The sequence below is a fragment of the Cohnella silvisoli genome, from assembly GCF_021190915.1.
GTDB lineage: Bacteria > Bacillota > Bacilli > Paenibacillales > Paenibacillaceae > Cohnella > Cohnella silvisoli.
On the sequence record NZ_JAIOAP010000014.1, the window covers coordinates 1 to 21,716 of the forward strand.

Genomic DNA, 21,716 nt, shown 5'->3' on the forward strand with positions numbered 1-21,716 from the left:
TCAAAAGCAAGTAAAGAATACCACAAAATCAACGACAGTCCAAGCCACCTAACGGTGGTTTGGAAACACCGTAAAAGTGACATTTTCTCGGAAGAGTTAAGGTGACATTTTCTCAGCAAATTGACACTATTTGGCACCAGCATTTCTATTACATCATTTCAGCAAATTGTCACTTTTAACACTTTTTATTAGAACAGTTATTGCATTTATTCTCCACTAAAGCTTTTGGCCCATTCAGCTACCCTGCGACTACTTTCTTCTTCTGACAAATCCTCAATCCTAGTCATAATAGACCATCTTACTCCAAAAGGATCCAATATACTTCCGAATCGATCACCTGAAACAAAGCTTGCAACCGGTTCCCTTACTTTTGCTCCTCTTGCTACCGCATTTTCAAATACCTGGTCAACATTAATTACGTAAATTCCTAAAGAATAACACGCATTGTCTTCATCTGGCGGCAAGGCCAATTTATAAGTCGGATTCGCTGCTCCCAGCTGTAAAAAACCATTTCCAAAATCTAATTCCGCATGAACAATTATTTTTTTCCCATTTACATCAGGATATTCAGTAATATCCTTAACCCTTGCATTGAAAACAGTTTTATAGAACTCTATTGCTTCAGAAGGATTCTTCACTGTTATAAATGGGGTAATAGATGTAAAGCCGTTGGGTGTTCCATTCTTTGTATATTTACCTGACACTCCCATATCTTTTATGCTTTCAGTCATTTTTACTCCTCCTTAAATGCTGATACCTTCATTGTATTGAATTCATCAACTCATAGTAATATTTAGAATCACTAGTCTTATTAAGGCTATACCAGGCGTCTAATGTTTTTGGAGAAAACACATCCAAAGCTTTCAAGATGTGTACAGAAAATTCCAACGGAGCTATTCCAGATGCTGTGATCAGTTTTCCATCAGTTACAGCAGACTCCATTTTGTAATACTTTTCTCCTGTATAAGTGGGACAGATCATTTTAAGGTATTCCAGATCATTGCTTGTATGCCAACGTGAATTTAGCAATCCTGTCTGGGCAAGTCCCATTGTAGCACCACAAATCGCAGCAACCCATATCCCTTCCTTTAAACACCTCTCAACGATTTTTAAGATGGGTTGGTGAATGGTTTCTGTCCATGTATCTCCACCGGGTAAAATCAATAGATCTGATCTTTCAATGCTGCACTCATCCAATTTGATGTCAGGCAGTATTTTCAATCCGCCCATTGTAGTTACAGGAGTCTTTTCAATTCCCACGGTAACTATTTTTGATGGGGCCAGCCCCTTTTTATAATATCTTCCCGAGTTCAGTTCGGCAGTTAAGTAACCTATTTCCCAGTCTGCCATTGTGTCAAACACATAAAGATATACCGTATTATTCATTTGCAAGTTCTCCTTATTTTACAATTCATCAAGTGATACCAACCATCCATCGGTAATCAATGATTATCTTCATTATAAAATAATTTCACTGACATCTGCTGTCAGTGAAGCCATCAAAGTTGATAATATTCCATTAACTCCGACGCAACAGTAACAAGTTTTTCCTTCAAACTCTGTGGTTCGATTACTTGAATGGATTTCCCGTAGGATAGGAGAAAATAAGGAACATAGGTATGCATTGATTTTTCCTCAAGTAAAAAGATTGCTTGATTTGATGTCCGCTCTTTCAGATGATGCCCCAAAAACCAATGCAGGCATAAGTCATCCAATGCCTCTGACCTGCCTCCGATAATTAAAGAAACTAACCCGTCCTTGCCCACCAAATCAGGTATTGCATAAAAAATTCACGGGCCGAAAAAGCTTCGGAACGCTTAAATATGATTTGAGTACGCTTGATTTGTAGAATCCGATCTGCCCGAAAGCTGCGGATCTCATTCCTTAGGTGGCAAAATGCAACAGTATACCATTTATTGTTCCAGTAAACCATTCCATAGGGGTCTATCACCCTATTCTTGGGTTGATCATCACGGCTTGTGCGATAATCGATTTCTACAGAGAATTCGTTTGCTATAGCTTGCTCCAATTCCGCCAATACCGGCTGAACAGAAGGGTCTCCCATGCGGATTATAACTTCAAATCCAGCCAAATGACGGCTAAGTATACTTTCCTGCTCCTGATTCGAATACATTTTCAATTTTGATGTCGCATTGCCTAATGCCTCACTCAAAGGGTATCCGGCTTCTTTTGCAAAAGCAGCAGCATGAAGGAGTGCCTTTTTTTCTTCAATATCAAATAGCAGAGGTGCTCTGATAAAATGATTCAGCAAACTATACCCGCCATTATGACCTGTGTCGGATATTATAGGCACTCCACTGGCACATAGTGCATCAATATACCGATAAACTGTTCGTATATTTATTTCTAACTTTTCGGATATTTGTTTTGCAGTCATTTTTACGCCCGAATTCAGCATCCATAGAATGGCCAGCATATTATCGTTTTTTGGCATAACTTGAACCCTCATCTTTTATTAAACCTCAATATTTTTTATAAATATCTTTTTTATCTTCTCAAGGATCGCACTAAATTATTCACCATCCAATAAAGAATCCACCAAACATTATTTTCATTATATTACTCCTCATTCAGTAGCTTCTTTAGTGTAGTAATATCGTTAACCGATACTAATTGCTCAAGATTTTCAAATATCTTTTTCTCATCCCAGTTCCACCATTGAAGCTCTAACAATAATGTAATCATCTCATCACTGAAACGCTTCTTAATAACATGTGCAGGATTGCCGCCAACAATTGTATACGGTTCAACGCTTTTTACAACAGTTGAGTTCGTAGCAACAATTGCACCGTCACCAATTTTTACTCCTGGCATAATCGTAACATTTTGTCCCAGCCATACATCATTGCCAATAAAGGTATCGCCTTTGAAGGGCAATTGCTCTATGGTTGGAGTGACCTTTTCCCAGCCTCCGCCAAAAATATTGAAAGGATATGTTGTTAAACCATCCATCCGATGATTAGCACCATTCATAATAATTGTAACCCCTTCAGCTATGGCGCAGAACTTACCTATAACCAGCTTATCACCTAAAAATTCATAATGATGCTGAATATTATTATAGAAATTCTCTGGTGAGTTTGTATTGTCGCTATAATATGTGTAATCGCCAATCTTAACGTTTGATCTGCTTGGTAGATTTTTAATGTAACAAACTGTTCTCATATTTTCATTGGGATACAGCTTATTTTTATCCGGAGCTATCGTCATACGAACACATCCTCTCTAATACGTTATTTAACCATGCCTAGCCCTATTAGCCGTTTCTTCAGGCGAACACGCGGCTGAAACTGATTTTTCTGTTAACATCATTGGTGAAAATCCGTTCAGTTATTAAATATCTTCATCCCTTTGTATTGCAGCTTCATGAAGTTTGATCTTATACGTCTCACCCCATTCTTTCGTGAACAATATGATCGGTTTCAACGTTCTTCCAAAATCGGTCAGCGAGTATTCTACTTTTGGAGGTACCTGTTTATAAACTTCACGGTGAATGATACCATCCCGCTCAAGCTCCCGCAGCTGCAAGGTAAGCATAAACTGTGTAATGTCCGGATAGAGACGCCGAAATGTTGTTCCTACCGGACATCCTCACTCCGCCTTACTGCCATAAGGCTTCTGAGCCTCTCTACGCCCGATTCAACCAAAATCAAATAATCGAAATAAGCCAGCCTCAGCCCTTGCTAGCACTGTATTTCGCCTGATACGCAGGAGAGGGCTGGCGCCCCTCCCAATCGTTCAAAACGGAAAAGAGCTGAGGACAACCAGGAGCTGCTACCTGAATATCGCTCGGTTCTTATGTAAACTTTTTATGCTCTAGGCAGACTTTTTTGGCTTTGTGCAAACTTTAATTGCTCGTTAGAATTAAATTTTTATGAGCAACACACAGCACTCCACATGCCCCGTATGCGGGATAATATCCCGCTACGGTGCTTCATGCTAAAACCCGCAAACCTTTGATACTACGGCATTTTTCAAATCTACCGATAGGCTAGGTTAGGCTTAAAAATGATGGTTTATGCTGAATTTCGTCCCCAATCCGTCCCCATAGCTTTACCTTAAAAACCTTGATACAGTACGGTTTTTGCCCTTTACGCCCCCACGACTTCATTCGTCATTCATCCGTAATTCAAGTATAATTAATGTAAGAGGCGAACCAAGAATGAAGAAGAAAAACGCGAAATGTTGCAACGAGACACTGCCGAATTCATGGTAATTGCTGCTGAACTGCAAGCACAGCATGAAACAGAATAAGGAGGCTCCAATGATGCTAAACGAAGCTCAAAGAACGGTTAAGCGGCAATTGTTGACACTAGACCATTCAATCATGCAGACAATCGGCAAATACGGCCATATCACTATTCCCGGCCTTGTTAGGCTAATGCCGGAAAACCGGCCTAGGAATACGATCTACCAAAGGACAAAGGCGCTCACGGAATGGGGCTATATTGAGGCTGTCATAGGCAAGAAAAAAAACAAAATCTTTCGCCTCTCGCAGCGCGGCGTTGATGATTTGGAGATGTGCGGCGCAACAGTTCGGGGTAGGAGCTATTTGCAAAACGATTAGCACGGGTAGCGTGGGCGTTAGAACAAACCGGCTCTTTAGAAACACTTGGATTGGATGGACTGCCGACGACAAAGCCGCTGGACGCCGTAAGCAAGGGAGAAGCGCCTCGGGTATTACTCGTAGACAATCCCTATCAACATATATCCAATACCTTCCAGCGCCTAGATGACCTTGTATAATAGCCTTGACGGAAAAACAGGCGGCAGAGCTTCAACGGCATGTGAATACCAACGACTGTCCAGTGGCGCATTCGATGAAGCGGCTCTTACAGCTTCTCCGTCATTTTTCAAATGATGGATATTTAAACTATATTTCTCCTTTACCACGTACTTACTAACCCATTACTTCATCTAGCCCTCAATACCCTCCTTTATCCAATTCGATAATAACCTCATATTATGACGCCAGCCCTTCTTCCAAGAACAGTAAATTCAATAACAGACCTATATTGCAACCATAAATGACCTTCAATTCAAGGTTAATACGACCATACAAAAATCGTAAATATGTCAATAATTCACCTATAATAAATTTCGCCTCAAAAAGCAACTTTCAAGAAAAAAAATACCCCGCCGGAAACTTACTGGCGGGTATTGTATTGGTTATATTAGATTATTTCCGTTAGTGTCCAGTAGTTCATATGCTTTGTCGACCATTTCATTAATCCTTACCGTACGCGTGAATCGCTTTATGGGTAAGCGTCAAACCAAGCACACCTTCAACGTTAAATCCATTCATGAGAAAATGAAGGCATGCTTAGTTTCTACACTAAAACAATTGCACACTATTGTAACATATCAAAAAATATGCCTAATCATGAAATGTGGATTTATATTCAATAATTTTTGATCCATGCCAATGAACACTTATTAGGTATCACCAAATGATATTTTTCCCAACATAATCGCCCCAAATCATATCTAATAAATCCCCAACGAAATCCTGATTAATCCTTTTGTTTTCAAACTCATTCCATAAAGGTAATACTAAAGCATATACCTCTTTTTTTTGATACCCTAATAGTTTCAATTCGTAAAGCAATTTAGTTCCCTCGTCAAGAGGATAGTGTCTTGTGGGATTGTCAGAAACTTTCGCTGTCAGTAGTCTTATTTTTTGAATTATTTACTCTGTATAAAGCATTTTTCTGCTCCATTGTATGATTTCGGATATGGTTTTTGGCTTGATGGGAACCTTTTTGGGATTGTTACTATCTTCTACTCATTTTGGTGAAGCGAAGACTTTCTTATTGGGTTCTAACTATCTATCGTGCGTTCAAACTCCGTCTCACCGTACGTCCCTCCGAATCAGAGCCGGCAGCGTTAGAATCATCTTTGACGGTGGTTGTTGCACCTTCCAGGTAAGAAGATATTGCACATTAAGATGCCTATCAGTGTTCTATCGCATTACTTTAATAAGGGCACCGAGTTCCTCATGTCCGTAGCCAGCATCCAAGGCCTTCTTGAAAAGCCCTTGGGCAAATACCGGAAATGCATTGTTAATGCCAGCTTCACGAGCTTGTTCCATGAGGAGCTCCACTGTCGTCATACACATATTTACAGAACTCTGTGGATTATCGTATGTTTCTGTTTGAATCACTTCACTCTCATACTTGATGACATCACCGACAACCTGCGAGACATGAGCGATCATGGACCCGAAAGCATCCACGCGAAGGCCATCCGATTCAAGGATACGTGCCGCATGAAAAAAGCCGAGGTACGAACCAAATAAGTATGAAAGAAACGCTAATTCTGTCGAAGATGCTGCGCTAACCTGCTCACCAAGATAAGGCACATTTCCGGCCAGGCATTTAAGATACGGCTCACTCTGTTGGAAAGCGGTTATGGAGCCTGATGTAAAGATTGTAGCGTCCGGTTTGCCCATCTGGGGCGGTGAAGCCGCTATGGCTCCGTCGAGATATTCCGCATCGTGTTCTCGAGCCCATGCTTCATTGTCACGTGCTTGCTGGGGGCTGCCTGTGCTCAACTGGACAAGAATGCGACCTGCGAGGGCCGGTTTGACCTCCTCTGTATCCAAAATACCGTATGAAGTCTTATAGTCAGAAACACAGATGATCGACACATGGCTTGCACTTATTGCAGATGCCGCACTGGGTGCAAGGATAGCTCCTTCCTTGATGAGCGGCTCCGCCTTTGCGCTCGACCGATTCCATACTGTTACTCGATAGCCATTTTGAAGCAACACTCGTGCAATTGCTGCGCCCATTGATCCCAAACCAATTACTGATACATTACTCATATTGTTTCCTCCATGTCATAAAATTCTTAATTTTTAAACGATAGTAGCGTTTTTTTGTTTATAAACATTCGTTCTCACGAGGGCTCTGCGGTAGCGGTTACGTAGAAATCCGTTGTCGCCAGCTCTTTTCCATTTATTATTACGGATAGCCGATGTTTACCTGGATAATGCTTGCGGGTCGTCAAGTCCTTGAAATGATGGGCTCGCACGTATTTCCGCTCCACATTGTCGTAGTTGTGTTCTGTTATCTTGAATAGCTTTCTCGATGTCGTACCGTTCGATTTGACAAAATCAATCCCGTATTCGACCCGAAGCAGTTGGGTTACAGATGAGTTGGTTCGGATCGAAAATGAAAAGTTAAGACATTGGCCGATCACCAGTATCTCTTCGTCAAGCGTCAAACCGCGTATCGTCACATCTGGCGAAGTCGCAAAACCAAACAAAGAAAGTACGTCTGGATCTCCTTTTCGAAGTAAACCACGACACCCGTGTTTGACAATCCAATCGGTCTGGAGGTTCTCTCCAAACCAAACGCGGGCAAGTTGTTTAATCTGTTCGGGATGATCCTTGGATATATCGTTCAGATTATTAGCAACGCTTTTCTGCACATAGATGGATGAATCTCGCTTGAGTTGTTCCAATATGGGCATAATTGGCGACGGATCAGCTTTGAATATGTCCAAGGCCATCGCCCAAGGCAATCGGGGACGGCAGCCCTCGCTGGCTAGCCGTCTGATGTGATGATCAGGATGGATCGCCCACTGAAGCATCTGGTCCATCATTCTAACGGGATCTTGCACAATAAAAGGACGAACGGCTAACTCCGAACTGGAAAAGAGCGTGAACCGCCCCAGTGCTGGAATGGAATCCGTCCAATCGTCAAGTCCGTATACTTCCACAAAATCTGGAAAGAACAAGTATTCGACTCCTCTACATTGAGGAGCGATTTGGATCAAAACCGATAATGCTTCGCTATAGGACGTTGGCAGGGTCAGCCGCAAAGAAGCGCTTATATGCCGGATACGCTGTTTCAATTGTTTTTGTTCCCAGCTGGCATCGTAGATCAAGTTCAGAAACTTCGTTGAATCAAATGCCGGATACTTGAGTTTGACGATGGCTGTAAATTTGGTGAAAAAATCCAGATTATATTTACCCGCAAATGTATCACCCATATTCCATCTCCTTTCTTGTATTATCATCTAAATGTGAATTGAGCAAAGAACTGGCCAACTTCCCAAAGTCCCTACATGCTCAAATTAATCGGGATTAGATGCCGTTGCGTGATCTCCCTCGAATCAATCATTGAAACAAAATTTTGGAAAGCTGGTACAGACTTGAGTTGCTCCATAGCTGCCAATGCCATTTCCATATCGGACCAGTAAATAATGTCCGTCCATTGGATTTCATTTGGTGTATGTAGCAATGTGCGCCCTTTGAACCCAGATATTCCATTTTGCAGCACCTCGCTCAATGCAGTGGCCGCTTTGCAAAAGCGGAGCTTATCCGTTCCTTCCTTCAACTCGAACAAAACAATTTCCATCACGTATTGTTGATTCTTCTGCTCCATCTTTTTATTCACTCCGTCCTCATATTTGAAGAAGCTATCTTCACACCTACTGATCATAGTCAGTACTCGCCACATAACCCTTACCATGACGGTAGGATCATGAACGCATCCATAGCGACATCCAAGTTAGGCTAGCATGAGAATAATTATACTAGTCTAAATTGCATATCCGAATCCTCCTTGGTGTGTAAACATTGACTTCGAGATTAAGCATACGGGATAATAGTGCCAAGTAGTGGCACTATTAATTTAGTTTTTAAAAATATGGAGGGAACGGTCCATGCACAAAGCTCAGCGACTCGTTCAACTTATAATGCTGGTCAATGAACGAAAGAAGTTTACGATACAGGAGATGGCCGACGAATGCGGCGTTTCACGTCGGACGATGATTCGCGATTTAATGGAGCTGAATGAACTGGGTGTGCCGCTCTATTCCCAAGCAGGCCCCGGCGGCGGTTATCGCGTTCTACGAGAGAAGGTGCTGCCGCCCATCAGCTTTACTGAACATGAGGCAATTGCAATGTTTTTCGCCTGTCAATCGTTACACAATTACAAGTCTCTTCCTTTCAAAAATGAAGTGGATGCCGCGTTGCACAAGTTTTTTCATTTCCTGTCGAGTGAGCTAAAGCAAAAGATCGAACACATGCAACAACGGCTTGTATTCTGGATACCTCCACATGAGATGGAAGTTCTTTTCTTGAAGGAGCTGCTCGAGGCTGCATTGGAGCAACGCGTCGTCACTATCATATACGAAGCTTCTTCGCGCCGAGAAAGGATGATTCAACCACTCGGGTTATATACGATGAACGGTTTATGGTACTGCCAAGCTTACTGCTTCACGGCAGGGGATTATCGAGTGTTTCGCGTGGATCGAGTGAAGGATTTTTCACACGAGGCCGACCAAAGTATGAAATTGAATACGACTGAGGAGCACATTCAGACTTGGATCATGCGAATGGATGAGAGTGATGCGTTGGAGCTTGAGGTGGATTTGACTCCGGAGGGTGTGAGACGATGCCGATCAGACTTATGGTTAACCCAGGGGATTGAGCTGCGTGAGGACGGCTCAGGCACGATTCGTACAAAGATGAGCGCATCGTATATACCATGGACGGTACATTTTTTCCTCGGCTTCGGCTTGGAGGCGAACGTGAAGCGTCCCCAAGTGGTGCGCGAACAAATACAAAGCAAGCTCAGGGAGCTAACCAGACAATACGAACATTAGAGGGGGTACCGCCAACAAAACGCGATTTGTTGACGGTACCCCTTTGTTGTCCCAACATATAAAAATTAACGATTATGACGCTCCCGCTTGGGCTACATCCACCTTTAAGATTATACATCATAATTCTCATATTCTTATGTTATACAAGGCTTTATTCTTGATTATAATTATTTACTTAAGTAATCATAAGTAATGCTATAACTAAAAAAATCACTGATTACACAGTTAAAAGTAATCAGTCACCTTATTTATCAAGGTATTCTCTCCCTTTTCTTTATTTTCTATCTTTAGTCATTATAACGTTTTTCTGGCTTCAATCAATTTCACGGACAAACAAATCCTAAACTTAACATTTCGTCCCCAATTAACAATTCAATCACTCAAAACCCTTGTAAATCAAGGAACAAACAGCTTCAACATGCACCGTATGCGGGAACATAGCTTATTTGTTCCCCGTCTGCCGCGGTAGGCTAAAGCCTTGATTTATAAGGGTTTTCAAAGTTGAAGTAAGGTTCTGTTTGTTTACCATCTTGATCTAAATTTCTGCCTAGCTCCGATTTTTTTGTGATACGTGTGAGGTTCGCTGCTGTACCGATTTGAAGAAATGTTAGAAAGTCACACACAATACATTTGTATCAATTCGTTAATTTTCATTCATTCCGAAATCAATACTCATTAGCTTCTTCTTATATAGATTCTCGACTTCAATTACCTCTTCAGCTGTTATATTTTTGGGGATAATTTGCAATATACTGAACTGAAAGTACTCATATCGATCTGGGAAATTACATACTAATTCTTTCATTCCTTTGTTGCCACCATGCTTGGTGTCAACAAAACTTTTCCATCTATTAAGTAGTCCACCCGTATCAAAAGCTGAACCAACGTATAGTTTGCCATCTTTTCTATCGGCAATCAGGTAAATTGCGTATACAGACGACAATGCGGTATGCCAGTTTTCATACTCTGGACCATATATTTCGATTACCCTACCTTTAGGCAACCCTCCGATTCCAAGAGCTAAATCCAGACCTATAGAACCAGTAGAAATTGTTTCAATCAATCTATTGACTGAGTGTTTACCTAAACGCATAATAGATCCCTTTCCATATGTGCGTTCAATCTCCACTAAGGCTTTTTCCAACATTTTTTTCTTTTCAAGCATTGATGTTGTTGCCTCTACATTATCCATAGTCCATAACCTCCTCAGTTATCATCAGACCTTATGAGAAATTTTTCCAGCAAAAAGGTTAATACTACCCACATAATTAGCGTCAACCCACGGTTTCTTTCTTTTGATAGAGTCGTACAATATACATTAGTAAATGAATCGTATTTCAAACCTTTCTTTCTTATGCAACCCAATTTAACCAATCTCAATAATTTTATAGGATATGATACATTGTATTAATATGAACTAATAACCCTTTCTTCTTGCCAAGGAGCCCTTTTCCAACAGGACTTTCATAGGAAATCTTATTCTGAAAAGGATCGGCTTCTGCAGCACCTACGATTGTATATTCCACAATATCTCCATGTTCCAAATCCTCAATCACAACCGTAGATCCAATACTCACTGTATTCAAATCCTTTTCTTCGGTATTGATAATACGTGCATTTCTAAGAACTTTCTCTAGAGTAACGATTCGTCCTTCAATAAAAGCTTGTTCATTTTTCGCAGCTTCGTATTCTGAATTCTCCCTTATATCTCCTTGACCAATCGCGAACTTTATTTTTTCTCTAACTTCACGGCGCTTAACTAATATAAGCTTATCAAGCTCTTCTTCAAGCTTCTTAAAACCTTCTAGAGTTAAAAGAGGTTCCTTCTCAGCCAATTTTTGATTTCCTCCTTTATATTTCAAGAAAATCCTTCAAGGATTGTTGTTGTATGGGCTCTCTAAGCTTTGACAGCATTTTTGACTCTATTTGTTGTATCCTTTGACGAGAAATGCCAAATTGATCTCCTACCTCTTTCAACGAACGCATCCGATCATCACAAAGTCCGAAACGTAATTGCATGATGTTCTTCTCACGATCATTCAGCATATCTAAGATGGCTTCTATATGCTTTTTCAACATCTTATATATAATTTTATCCTCTGGTTTACCGGTAGTTGTGTCTTCAATAAGATCCCGTAATACTTTGTCCTTTTCTACGCCAATCAGACTATCCAAAGAAACTACCTTTTCTTGGATAACTCTTTCAATTTTAAGTATTTTTTCGACTGGTAATTTCATTGAATCAGCAATTTCTTTTGAAGTTGGTTCACGTCCAAGTTCCTGCATCAATTCATAAAAATGCCTGTTCCACTTTTTTACTCTTTCAAACATATGCACAGGAAGACGAATCAACTGTGTCTTATCACTAATGGCATGAGTTATCGCTTGGCGAATCCACCATGTTGCATACGTACTGAACTTAAAGCCTTTACGGAAATCAAATTTTTCAACTGCTTTCATTAATCCGAGGTTCCCCTCCTGAATTAGATCAAGTAATGGTATATCATTTATTTGATACTTATGGGCTATGCTAATAACCAGACGCAAGTTAGCCTCTGTAAATATCCGTCTTGCATCCTCATCGCCTTGCTCTATTTTTTTCGCTAGTTCGATCTCCTCTTTCGGTGAAAGGAGCTGTATTCGTTTGACGTTTTTCATGTACATTTGTAAAGCATCATATACTCCGATATGTGATAATCGATCTTCAATATCTAGAGCATGCTTTTTTATATCTATAAAATGTATTCTTTGCTCCTTTTTCATCAATACTCCTCCTACTTTTTTTGCTTTCCCACGAAATGAGACTCGCATATATTTCCCCGTTTATTCTATTTTGAGGAATCATTAATTCTTTAGCTTGTTATAACTTTATACAACTAGTCCCATCAATAAAGTTGGTTTAAATCCATAACGGATCACTGTTATACATCATTTGTACTAGAAATATTATCTGCACTCTCACTAATAATTATTGATGAGACTAGAATGCTAATGCTAAGGACTTCATGAATTCAGTTTCTACAAATTGCTTTAATTCTTCTCTTGAACGCCTAAGAACTACTGCTAATTCGCTAAAAAGTAATTCTTCAGCTCTTTGAATATATCTGCAATCTATTGCATTCTTTTTTTTCCTTGACTGATTATTTAGATATAAAGATTTAATCATTTGAAGAAGTTTATCGCAATCATATGATTTTATAGTAGCCTCGTATGCTTCAATGATTGAATTTTGAGTTTGTCCACCAAAAGATTTTGTTTTAATTTTCTCAATATTAGTTAATAATTCAGAAGCTTTTTCATATGATATTAATTCCCGTAAAAACGTCTGAGTATCTACTGGTGTATATATAAGCAATGAATCAAAAACTGCTGAAAGAGTATAATACAACTTTTTTTCAATTCCTCTACCAAAGCCCATATAATCAATACTTTTAATTTCACAGACACCAACCGCGCCATATATAACAAAATCGCATTTTTGAAACATGGGAATATTTCTCCTCTTTTCTTTAGTAGTCTATACTTACTGCTTTTCAATATTGTATTTATTTCCTTATGAAGAAAAACGCCACACTCATATGTGAGACGCCCCTTACTTTAATAAATATACTCGGTAATTTGTAAATCAAAGTCTATTGTCACCATGGATCCAATCAAACAACAGCATGCAAGCCATCTCCAATACGCACGTCTTTCAAAACAAGTTTTTTTGAGTCAATACAGCCAAGGATAGAACCTCTTAGATCGGCTTCTTGTAATCTTGCTCTGCCTAGTAATACACAGTCAAATCTACTTTTTCCAAATCGGCATTTCTTTTGCAGTTCACTTCTTAGAGGAAGGGCTACGTTTCTTCGTTGTTGCTTTTCCTTTACCCACTACTTTTGAAGCCTTCACTCGCTCTTCTTCTTCTCTGCGAAGTTGTTCAACTCTTTGTTTTTCGACTTTAATTTGTTCCTGCTTCTTTGTACATTCCGCTAGTACAAATATCTGGGCATCGCTATCGCTCATGCACAAATACTTCTCAAAAGCATCTGGATAGACGAATGATTTCTGTCCAATGAGTTCCATGAAATGAATATCCATCCGATCCCTATCGATATTCACGATTTTCCCTATTCCAAATGTAGTATGAAGTACTTTTTTATTAATCAATTTCAATTCGGTGTCCCCCCTTCAACTCTTCTCGGAGATAACGACCTGTGTAACTTCTATCAAAGAATGCCACATCTTCAGGTGTGCCTGTGCAAACAACATAACCGCCATTTACGCCGCCATCTGGTCCCAAATCGATAATATAATCAGCATTTTTAATAACGTCCATATTATGCTCAATCACGATAACGGTATTTCCGTTATGAACCAGTTCATGCATAATATCAACCAATTGATGCACATCGGCTACATGTAAGCCTGTTGTTGGTTCATCCATAACGTAAAGCGTAGAACCCGTTGCAGGCTTCAACAATTCCGCTGCAAGCTTGACACGTTGAGCTTCGCCGCCGGATAGCGTAGTAGACGCTTGTCCTAATTGAACGTATCCGAGCCCTACCTTACAAATTGCTAATATTCTTCTGTGAATTTTAGGTATATGCTCAAAAAACGATAATGCTTCGTCTGCTGTCATGGCAAGCACATCTGCGATATTCTTGCCCTTATAATGAATGTCCAATGTTTCTCGGTTATACCGTTTTCCCTTGCAAACCTCGCAAAGAACATATACATCAGGAAGAAAGTGCATTTCAATCCTCATTAACCCATCACCGGTGCAAGCCTCGCAGCGGCCACCCGGAACATTAAAAGAAAACCTTCTGGCAATATATCCACGTACTTTTGCTTCATTGGTTAAAGCAAAGAGTGAACGGATCAAATCGAATAGTCCGGTATAAGTAGCCGGATTGGATCGTGGAGTGCGTCCAATTGGGCTTTGATCAATGTAAATTACCTTATCAAGAAATTCATATCCTTTAACTTCTTTATATTTACCTGGAAGCGTTTGAGCTCGATTTAGTTCAGCAGCCAGCTTTTTGTACAAGATTTCATTGACTAGACTTGATTTCCCTGAGCCAGACACGCCTGTGACACAGGTTAACGTACCTAGCGGAACTGAAATATCTATCTCTTTCAGATTGTTTTCTGACGCACCAATTATTGTTAAGTAATTACTGTTACCTGATCGTCTCATCTTTGGTATTGCTATGCTTTTCTTTCCGGATAGATATTGGCCGGTTATCGAGTTCGGCTCATTCAAAAGCGATTCAATTGTTCCCTGAGCCACCACCTCTCCTCCATGTTTTCCTGCTTTTGGCCCAATGTCTACAACCCAGTCAGCTTGCCGGATTGTTGCTTCATCGTGCTCCACAATAACAAGCGTATTTCCTTTGTCACGCAAATCCCTCAGAGCAGACAGTAATAAAGCATGATCGCGTTGATGAAGTCCAATCGATGGCTCGTCAAGAACATAAAGAACACCGGAAAGCCCCGAACCAATTTGAGTTGCTAATCGAATTCGCTGCCCTTCTCCTCCGGAAAGAGTACTTGATGTACGAGACAATGTTATATAGGAGAGCCCTACATTTTTCATAAACATCAGACGCTCTTTAATTTCATTAAGAATTGGATCGGCAATTATTGCTTTTGCACCTGGCAATTTTAAATTCACTATAAATTCATAAGCTTCGTCAATGGATAACCGGCAAAAATCCGCAATGTTCATACCACCAACCGTTACCGCTAACGGTAACGGAGCCAAGCGGTCACCTCGGCAATCCGGACATGGTTGGTCTGATAACTGATCTTCGATTTCCTTATGCATTAGAGCGAATCGGTCGAGTGCTCCTGAATGGAGTTTTACTCCAAGCCCATGACACGTCTGACAAGCTCCAAATTGGTTATTGAATGAAAACATGCTCGGTGACAATTCTACAATTGCTTGGCCACACCGAGTACAACTGTAGCTTTGTGAAAAGCAAGTTTCTCGTTGGCTTTCATATTCATAAATCGTTACAGTATCACTAGACAAAGAAAAGGCAGTTTCGAGCGAATCTACGAGACGCTGCATATCCTCCATTTTAACAGTAAGCCTATCTACAACAATGTCGATTGAATGGGGGCTATTTTTATCTAAATGTTTGTTTTCACTTAATATATAAAATGCTCCATTAATACGTACTCGTTGATATCCGTTCAGTCGTACTTGCTCAAGCATCTTACTATGTTCGCCTTTTTGTTCACGAATGATTGGTGCCAATATTGCAAAACGGGCTCCTTGATGTAGCATGAAAATTTCGTCAACAATTTCATCAACTGACTTTCTGATAACTTCAACTTTACAATCCGGACAATGAGGGATACCTGCTCTGGCATATAATAGTCGTAAATAATCATATATCTCTGTAATCGTGCCTACTGTTGAACGTGGATTATTCGAAGTAGTCTTCTGTTCAATCGCAATTGCAGGTGACAGGCCTTCTATTGAATCCACATCAGGTGCAGTAACTTGACCTAAAAATTGCCTAGCATAAACAGATAATGATTCAACATAACGTTTCTGCCCTTCTGCATAGAGCGTGTCAAATGCCAGACTTGATTTCCCTGAACCACTTACCCCCGTAAAAACAACCATCTGATCTCGTGGAATATCGATGTTAACATCTTTCAGATTGTTTTCTCTCGCGCCTCTAACACGAATGAAACTTTGCATTTCAATCCACCTCACAACATACATTCATAAGCAGAGCAACAACGTAAGCTAAATATCTAACGAAATTCAACCTAAAGCTTAATTAGCTCCTTAGATTAAAGGAGAAAATATATACAGAAAACATAAATAATCTTGGTGGTTACTGCCCGGGGAGTAACCACCATATTTATAGTGGAGTAAAGAGTCGTCACTCATTCATCATTAAATTTTATTAGCCAATTGGACTTTTTTTCACGTCGACATAATTAAGATTAACATATATAATTATGACAGCATTATGTCATTATTCTTTTTTGAAAGTATTAAAACTTTTAGGTGAGATATATGAAGATTGACCGTCTTTTATCTATTGTTATGTTACTTCTTGATCGGGAAAAAATTAGCGCATCTAAGCTTGCAGAAATGTTTGAGGTTACACCAAGAACGATTTTCAGAGATATAGAGACTATCAATAAAGCTGGAATCCCAATCATCACTTATCCCGGTGCAAAAGGAGGCATCGGAATTATGGAAAAATTCAAATTGGAAAAGAAGCTATTTACTACAACTGATGTCATAACTCTTTTGCTTGGATTAAATAGTCTTAATGCCATTATGTCGAGTGAGGATTTGTTAAAAACAAGAGTTAAAATAAAGGGCCTAGTATCTGAAGAGCAAATTCTACTTTTTGAAAGCAAGATCGTCATTGATCCGACTCCCTGGTTGGGGAAACAGACACAAAAACTCAATTTCGATGACTTGAGAACATCTCTCATAAACAATAGATTGTTGTCATTTGATTATTGCGATCAATTTGAAGAATTATCACAATACAAAGTTGAACCATATCGACTTGTACTCAAAGATACCCTCTGGTATTTGCATGCCTATTGTTTAAAATTGCAAGGATTCAAAATGTTTAAACTTTCATCTATGTCTTCTGTTAAATTGCATGACGAACAGTTTTCACCTAAAAACTTAAAGTCTGAGCCATTAGATCCTTCGGAAAATAAACAAATATATCTTAAACTCCTTATTGATGAGTCGCTTCGGCATTATATGGCAGGTTATTGTGGAGAAGAAAATGTTACATTTCATAAAAACAATAAGTGGTTAGTCAAATTTCCGTTTGTTGAGAGTGATTATGGATATGGGCACTTACTTAGTTTTGGAGAAAAATGTATATGCCTGGAGCCAGAACATGTCCGTTTGGAAGTCATGAATCGAATTAATCAATTAATGAAAAAGTATAGGAATACAGTTTCATTAAACTAAACTATTGTTAGTTGTGATTACTTTTCCATTCTCTGCATAAGCGCCGACAAATATGATGATGTCCGTAAAGCGACCATTATGTTGATGGTTCCAGATTACAAGACCGTCGGGAGATAACTCATTTTCAACATTTCAAACTTAAACTTATCAAAAGGAAACGTAATAATTACCTGATAAAACTGTAGAACTACGAGCAAAGGGAAGCTGATCGATCAGCTTCCCTCGTCTTATGGAATTCTTCGTACGGTTCCCCCCGATTAATCCTAAACGCCCGGTACACCAGCTCCAACAGAAATACCACGCAGCAAGCTGCAGGGTACCCCTATTACGTACGCATCACATTTCCGAACGGCCTACTTTTCTCGGACCATTCAGTGCCCAACGCCTGGAATCGAAGCGGCCGAAGTTGTTGCGCTCTTATCCGGCGTTGATAGCTCATCCGTCTCGAACCGAGCTTTTCCCGTCCAAAGCGCGGCGACAATACCTAAGCCTGCAACAATGACCAGAAACCAGAAGCCTAGTTGCAGTGAATTTCCCAACGCTTGCCGGAGCAGACGAGCAGCCGCGTCGGATAACGAAGAATCCACGCTCAACAATTGTCGCGGGTCGGCGAGACTAGCCAATTCCTCACCGCTAAGATTAAATTCAGCCGCATGCTCTTGAACCGCCGAAGACAGTCGGTTATTCACGATAGCCGCCAATACCGCCGAGCCGAATACGCCCCCGACCGAACGGCTGAAGCCGACCGTCGATGTCGCGATCCCTTTGAAGCGATCTTCAGCGCTGTAAGTGACCGCCATCTGGGCAAGTGGCATAAGAATGCCGATTCCAATGCCAATCAGCAGCATCACCAACGCCATAATCCAGAAATGAACGTCCAGAGGCATATAAGTCATGCCCAGCATACCGAGTCCAGCCATAGACATTGAGGCGATAATCCCGGATCTGTAAGTCCATCTTTTCAGAAGAAAGTTGCTCAAAGTCGCACCGATCATGATCGAGAACATCATCGGCGTTAACGTATTGCCCGCATCGCCGACATCTCCACCCATGCTGCCCTGCACGAACAAAGGAATGTACAGCAGCGCGCCATACATAATCATCCCCTGTAAGAAAGTTGCCGTTAACGTGGCGGAGATCACTTTGCTCCGAAACAATGCCGGCGGCAAAATCGGCTCCTTAACTCGCATCTCAACGACAAGGAACAACGTAAGACCTATCGCCCCCAGCAGGATCAGTCCGATAATCGGGACGGATAGCCAGGCGAACTGCTCTCCTCCCATTTTCAAAGCCAATAAAATCGACAACGTAGTTAAAGCCAGCAGCAACGCGCCTTTGACATCCACGGACGGTCGGCCTTCCGCTGCCCGCTGCTTGTCCCGCAAACAGCGGTTCAGAACTATAAAAATATACAGCCCGACGGGAAGGTTAATGTAGAAATTCCAGCGCCAATCGAGATGCTCCGTAATCAGAGCGCCCAACGAAGGCCCGACAACGGACGATAAAGCAAACACGCTCATATAGAAAGCTTGGTATTTCCCCGCTTTTTCTTTCGGCATTATTGTGAACACAAGCGTAAACGTAATGGGGATAATAAATCCCGCCCCCAGCCCCTGTATGCCTCGAAATAGAATCAATTGCGTCATACTGTCAGCCAGACCGCATAAGATTGACCCTGACATAAACAAGGATAGTCCGAGCATATAGAAGCTTTTTCTTCCAAAGATGTCCGAGAGCTTCCCCGCAATCGGCATCATAACCGTTGAAGCGAGCATATAGACGGTAAACACCCAGGACATTTGCTGCAAACCATTCAATTCCGACACGATTGTCGGCAGTGCAGTCGAGACGATCGTCTGATCCACTTGCGTCAAAAAAATGCTTACGAGCAAAGCCGACATAATCCAATTTAATTGCGACTTAGAACGCCGATCCACATACTTATCCGAATTCAAAGCTACCACCTAGATTTCTACAAGTTTAGCGCAGCGGCCGGCATAGTCGCGACTGGATTGGCCGGGTACGCGAGCAACCGCATAGGCGCCAAGCCGGTTAAGCGCTTCCTCTAATGTCCGCTGCAATGCTTCTCCGGCGGGTTTATCCCGCACTGTCCACACGGCAACAAAACGACCGGCGATCAAAGAAGAATGATTCTCCAGCTTCACGAGCAGCTCGTGCGTCGCGGAAGGGATTTCACCGAATTTCGTCGTCGTGCAGACGACTATCAGTCGCGGGCACACCTTGCTCAATACATCCAATAGCTCGTCTTCCCGCTCAAGGATCTGAAGCTCCATACCGTGAATTATTCGCAGGCCGTCCAGCAGCTCTTCAATCTCGCTTTTACCCTGCGAACGGACTTCGGTCGGCAGCAGGACATATACCCGCTTCGCCGCTATATCATTCGCACGCTCTTCCGCCGTTCCCCTGCGACTCGCATCTTCGCGCGGCAGCACGCCGTAGAGCGTCAACCTAATGATCTGATCGGCGAGTATATCTTTCAATTCCTCGTAAGTGCCCTGCAGCTTTAACTCTTCCCGCATATCCTCCGCGCTGCGATAGTAAAACTGGTTCATCATTCCCCAGATCAGATGCAGCAGCACTTGCTCATGCATTTGCTCTTGAATGATGCCGGCTCTTTTCCAGCTTGCGAGAATCTGCGACTTTTCCTCTGTATCCTTGGTCCATTTGGTCGATGCATACTTAGAAAACAGGTTGCCGCCTTCCAACGACTCCCGATGATAGATTTTATACAGGTTAGGCAGCTTGCATTTCAACTCGAAATGTTCCTTAATATATTTGCGAAGCAACGCTTGAGGCGCCTCGTTCTCCAGCAGTATATCATTGACGTGGAACTCCCATTGCTTGAAAAGCCTCGTGACCACATCCATGTACAGCTTTTCCTTGGACTCGAAATAATAGTGAATCAATGCCTGATTGACGCCAGCTTTGACAGCGATTTCATTCATTCGGCTGCCGGCGAACCCGATTCGGGCAAAGATATCCTCCGCCGCATTCAGAATACGCGCCTGAACCGATGTTTTCACTTCATCCAAACTTTCGGTTTCCAATGTCCTCTTATTCTCCCCTCATGCCCCCTTGCCGACAACGACGCTGCGCAGAACCCGCGCTGACGCCTCATACCAGTTACCGATAACGTCTGGTAAATTGTCGATTTGAGAGTCTAGTACATACAATCCGCGCGTCGGACAGATCGCGCCCGTCTCCACCAACAGCGGGCGCAAATAGGCTTCCACTGCCAGACTATGATGAGGCGCTCCTCCGACCATAACGGGAATAGCTATAATGTTGGCAAGCGCCTGCACGGGAAGTTGGTCGACGAATAGCTTCAGCAACCCGGTATAAGTCGCTTTATAAGTCGGACTGGCGAAGATGACGATGTCGGAGCTGCATACGCGTTCCAACTGCCGCATGACCTCGGCATTTCCCCAATCCAGCAGCGCCGGAGCGGTATCCGCCAGGTCTACAACGGCTTCGTCCGCCGTCTCACCATCCGGCGTAATATTCGCGCTAATGTGCTTGAGAACCTCTTCTGCAATGCCGTAGGTTTTGGAACGGCTTTTCGGATTTCCTACGATGGCGGTTATTTTCATGATGCGCTTGCCCCCTGCGGAAGGCTGTCGGTCAAATACCCATACTTGCCGCCGTAGAAAATAAGAGGCCCCGTCTCCGATTGTTGAATGCTCAGCTGCAAGCCGTCGCCCAGCAATATCTGATGATCGCCGCCTTCAACCGCCTTGCGCAAGCCGCATACTACATGAGCCAAACAGCCATCCAGCACGGGGATGTCGGTCACCCCGATATGGTACGGAATGCCTTCGAATTTGTCTACGTCTCCCCTGCGGGCGAAGGAACGCGAAACATTTTCCTGCTCCGCAGACAAAATATTAACGCAAAACGTCTTCGAATCCAAAATATGCTTCAGCGTCGCGCTCTTGTTATCCAGACAAACCAGCAGCATCGGCGGGTCCAGAGATAAAGAGGTAAACGCGTTAACCGTCATCCCTTGAGGATTTCCCTCGGCATCTTTAGTCGTAATTACGGTAATTCCCGTCGCAAACTTGCCCATAGCGCTTCTCCATGCCGTTGAATCCAATTTTAATCC

The 21,716-nt window shown here is 41.9% G+C and carries 20 protein-coding genes and 3 pseudogenes; 3 read left to right on the forward strand and 20 right to left on the reverse strand.

Annotated elements, in window-relative coordinates:
• Nucleotides 1-206: 206 nt before the first annotated feature.
• The 5 genes and pseudogenes from K7P76_RS22980 to K7P76_RS23000 form a co-directional block, all read right to left on the reverse strand.
• The gene (locus K7P76_RS22980; RefSeq protein WP_232187661.1) at nt 207-731 is read right to left on the reverse strand and encodes a VOC family protein; all 525 of its coding nucleotides are present in this window, start codon (nt 729-731) and stop codon (nt 207-209) included.
• A gap of 28 nt (nt 732-759) precedes the next feature.
• Nucleotides 760-1,386, reverse strand: a complete 627-nt coding sequence (locus tag K7P76_RS22985; RefSeq protein WP_232187662.1) for a type 1 glutamine amidotransferase family protein — start codon at nt 1,384-1,386, stop codon at nt 760-762.
• 113 nt (nt 1,387-1,499) lie between these two features.
• Nucleotides 1,500-2,455: pseudogene (locus K7P76_RS22990) on the reverse strand (helix-turn-helix transcriptional regulator).
• A 125-nt stretch (nt 2,456-2,580) separates the two neighbouring features.
• Nucleotides 2,581-3,231, reverse strand: a complete 651-nt coding sequence (locus tag K7P76_RS22995) for a Vat family streptogramin A O-acetyltransferase (protein WP_232187663.1) — start codon at nt 3,229-3,231, stop codon at nt 2,581-2,583.
• Nucleotides 3,232-3,354: 123 nt separating this feature from the next.
• Nucleotides 3,355-3,591, reverse strand: a pseudogene (locus tag K7P76_RS23000) (winged helix-turn-helix transcriptional regulator); the annotation flags it as partial.
• A gap of 694 nt (nt 3,592-4,285) precedes the next feature.
• On the opposite strand from K7P76_RS23000, the gene K7P76_RS23005 reads away from it, so the two are divergent.
• Nucleotides 4,286-4,588 carry a hypothetical protein gene (locus K7P76_RS23005; protein ID WP_232187664.1) on the forward strand — a complete coding sequence of 101 codons (303 nt, stop codon included), beginning with the start codon at nt 4,286-4,288 and terminating at the stop codon, nt 4,586-4,588.
• Nucleotides 4,589-5,464: 876 nt separating this feature from the next.
• Here the strand turns inward: K7P76_RS23005 and K7P76_RS23010 are convergent.
• The 4 genes from K7P76_RS23010 to K7P76_RS23025 all read right to left on the reverse strand — a co-directional run bounded on the left by K7P76_RS23010 (nt 5,465) and on the right by K7P76_RS23025 (nt 8,414).
• On the reverse strand, nt 5,465-5,629 hold the full coding sequence (locus K7P76_RS23010) for a hypothetical protein (protein WP_232187665.1): 165 nt from the start codon (nt 5,627-5,629) through the stop codon (nt 5,465-5,467).
• A 354-nt stretch (nt 5,630-5,983) separates the two neighbouring features.
• A complete protein-coding gene (locus K7P76_RS23015) occupies nt 5,984-6,847 on the reverse strand; it encodes an NAD(P)-dependent oxidoreductase (protein WP_232187666.1) in 864 nt (287 codons plus the stop codon).
• A gap of 74 nt (nt 6,848-6,921) precedes the next feature.
• Nucleotides 6,922-8,019 (reverse strand): DNA alkylation repair protein, encoded by a 1,098-nt coding sequence (locus K7P76_RS23020; RefSeq protein ID WP_232187667.1) that lies wholly within the window; start codon nt 8,017-8,019, stop codon nt 6,922-6,924.
• Nucleotides 8,020-8,090: 71 nt separating this feature from the next.
• Nucleotides 8,091-8,414, reverse strand: coding sequence for a hypothetical protein (locus K7P76_RS23025; protein ID WP_232187668.1), 324 nt, complete (start codon nt 8,412-8,414; stop codon nt 8,091-8,093).
• A gap of 280 nt (nt 8,415-8,694) precedes the next feature.
• Here K7P76_RS23025 and K7P76_RS23030 point away from each other — a divergent pair, with 280 nt between their 5' ends.
• Entirely contained in the window at nt 8,695-9,639 is a 945-nt protein-coding gene (locus K7P76_RS23030; protein WP_232187669.1) for a helix-turn-helix transcriptional regulator, read from the forward strand.
• Between the two features lie 643 nt (nt 9,640-10,282).
• Here K7P76_RS23030 and K7P76_RS33720 read toward each other — a convergent pair.
• The 7 genes and pseudogenes from K7P76_RS33720 to uvrA all read right to left on the reverse strand — a co-directional run bounded on the left by K7P76_RS33720 (nt 10,283) and on the right by uvrA (nt 16,339).
• A complete protein-coding gene (locus tag K7P76_RS33720; protein WP_232187894.1) occupies nt 10,283-10,582 on the reverse strand; it encodes a GIY-YIG nuclease family protein in 300 nt (99 codons plus the stop codon).
• 21 nt (nt 10,583-10,603) lie between these two features.
• Nucleotides 10,604-10,804, reverse strand: a pseudogene (locus K7P76_RS33725) (recombinase RecA); the annotation flags it as partial.
• 220 nt (nt 10,805-11,024) lie between these two features.
• Entirely contained in the window at nt 11,025-11,474 is a 450-nt protein-coding gene (gene greA / locus K7P76_RS23045) for a transcription elongation factor GreA (protein ID WP_373692466.1), read from the reverse strand.
• A gap of 16 nt (nt 11,475-11,490) precedes the next feature.
• Nucleotides 11,491-12,402 (reverse strand): sigma-70 family RNA polymerase sigma factor, encoded by a 912-nt coding sequence (locus K7P76_RS23050; protein WP_232187670.1) that lies wholly within the window; start codon nt 12,400-12,402, stop codon nt 11,491-11,493.
• 217 nt (nt 12,403-12,619) lie between these two features.
• Nucleotides 12,620-13,126 (reverse strand): CarD family transcriptional regulator, encoded by a 507-nt coding sequence (locus K7P76_RS23055; RefSeq protein ID WP_232187671.1) that lies wholly within the window; start codon nt 13,124-13,126, stop codon nt 12,620-12,622.
• A gap of 335 nt (nt 13,127-13,461) precedes the next feature.
• Nucleotides 13,462-13,797, reverse strand: a complete 336-nt coding sequence (locus tag K7P76_RS23060; RefSeq protein WP_232187672.1) for a hypothetical protein — start codon at nt 13,795-13,797, stop codon at nt 13,462-13,464.
• Nucleotides 13,784-16,339, reverse strand: coding sequence for an excinuclease ABC subunit UvrA (uvrA, locus tag K7P76_RS23065; RefSeq protein WP_232187673.1), 2,556 nt, complete (start codon nt 16,337-16,339; stop codon nt 13,784-13,786). The genes K7P76_RS23060 and uvrA overlap by 14 nt, the downstream gene beginning before the upstream one ends.
• Nucleotides 16,340-16,663: 324 nt before the next feature.
• Between uvrA and K7P76_RS23070 the strand changes: the two genes are divergently transcribed.
• The gene (locus K7P76_RS23070; protein ID WP_232187674.1) at nt 16,664-17,593 is read left to right on the forward strand and encodes a helix-turn-helix transcriptional regulator; all 930 of its coding nucleotides are present in this window, start codon (nt 16,664-16,666) and stop codon (nt 17,591-17,593) included.
• A 371-nt stretch (nt 17,594-17,964) separates the two neighbouring features.
• Here K7P76_RS23070 and K7P76_RS23075 read toward each other — a convergent pair whose 3' ends face one another.
• From K7P76_RS23075 to K7P76_RS23090, 4 genes are read right to left on the reverse strand one after another with little or no spacing between them, the layout of a single operon-like run.
• Nucleotides 17,965-19,548 (reverse strand): MDR family MFS transporter, encoded by a 1,584-nt coding sequence (locus K7P76_RS23075; protein ID WP_232187675.1) that lies wholly within the window; start codon nt 19,546-19,548, stop codon nt 17,965-17,967.
• A 9-nt stretch (nt 19,549-19,557) separates the two neighbouring features.
• Nucleotides 19,558-20,661, reverse strand: coding sequence for a TetR/AcrR family transcriptional regulator (locus K7P76_RS23080; RefSeq protein WP_232187676.1), 1,104 nt, complete (start codon nt 20,659-20,661; stop codon nt 19,558-19,560).
• An 18-nt stretch (nt 20,662-20,679) separates the two neighbouring features.
• Nucleotides 20,680-21,204: an NADPH-dependent FMN reductase gene (locus tag K7P76_RS23085; RefSeq protein WP_232187677.1), complete on the reverse strand. Its 525-nt coding sequence runs from the start codon at nt 21,202-21,204 to the stop codon at nt 20,680-20,682.
• On the reverse strand, nt 21,201-21,707 hold the full coding sequence (locus K7P76_RS23090) for a flavin reductase family protein (protein ID WP_232187678.1): 507 nt from the start codon (nt 21,705-21,707) through the stop codon (nt 21,201-21,203). Before K7P76_RS23090 ends, K7P76_RS23085 begins: the two co-directional genes overlap by 4 nt.
• Nucleotides 21,708-21,716 lie beyond the last annotated feature (9 nt).

What these genes read in the sequence shown, in the direction of transcription:
- K7P76_RS22980 (WP_232187661.1), bottom strand. Translation starts at nt 731, where the DNA reads ATGACTGAAAGCATAAAAGATATGGGAGTGTCAGGTAAATATACAAAG.
- K7P76_RS22985 (WP_232187662.1), bottom strand. Translation starts at nt 1,386, where the DNA reads ATGAATAATACGGTATATCTTTATGTGTTTGACACAATGGCAGACTGG.
- K7P76_RS22995 (WP_232187663.1), bottom strand. Translation starts at nt 3,231, where the DNA reads ATGACGATAGCTCCGGATAAAAATAAGCTGTATCCCAATGAAAATATG.
- K7P76_RS23005 (WP_232187664.1), top strand. Translation starts at nt 4,286, where the DNA reads ATGATGCTAAACGAAGCTCAAAGAACGGTTAAGCGGCAATTGTTGACA.
- K7P76_RS23015 (WP_232187666.1), bottom strand. Translation starts at nt 6,847, where the DNA reads ATGAGTAATGTATCAGTAATTGGTTTGGGATCAATGGGCGCAGCAATT.
- K7P76_RS23020 (WP_232187667.1), bottom strand. Translation starts at nt 8,019, where the DNA reads ATGGGTGATACATTTGCGGGTAAATATAATCTGGATTTTTTCACCAAA.
- K7P76_RS23025 (WP_232187668.1), bottom strand. Translation starts at nt 8,414, where the DNA reads ATGGAGCAGAAGAATCAACAATACGTGATGGAAATTGTTTTGTTCGAG.
- K7P76_RS23030 (WP_232187669.1), top strand. Translation starts at nt 8,695, where the DNA reads ATGCACAAAGCTCAGCGACTCGTTCAACTTATAATGCTGGTCAATGAA.
- K7P76_RS23050 (WP_232187670.1), bottom strand. Translation starts at nt 12,402, where the DNA reads ATGAAAAAGGAGCAAAGAATACATTTTATAGATATAAAAAAGCATGCT.
- K7P76_RS23055 (WP_232187671.1), bottom strand. Translation starts at nt 13,126, where the DNA reads ATGTTTCAAAAATGCGATTTTGTTATATATGGCGCGGTTGGTGTCTGT.
- uvrA (WP_232187673.1), bottom strand. Translation starts at nt 16,339, where the DNA reads ATGCAAAGTTTCATTCGTGTTAGAGGCGCGAGAGAAAACAATCTGAAA.
- K7P76_RS23070 (WP_232187674.1), top strand. Translation starts at nt 16,664, where the DNA reads ATGAAGATTGACCGTCTTTTATCTATTGTTATGTTACTTCTTGATCGG.
- K7P76_RS23085 (WP_232187677.1), bottom strand. Translation starts at nt 21,204, where the DNA reads ATGAAAATAACCGCCATCGTAGGAAATCCGAAAAGCCGTTCCAAAACC.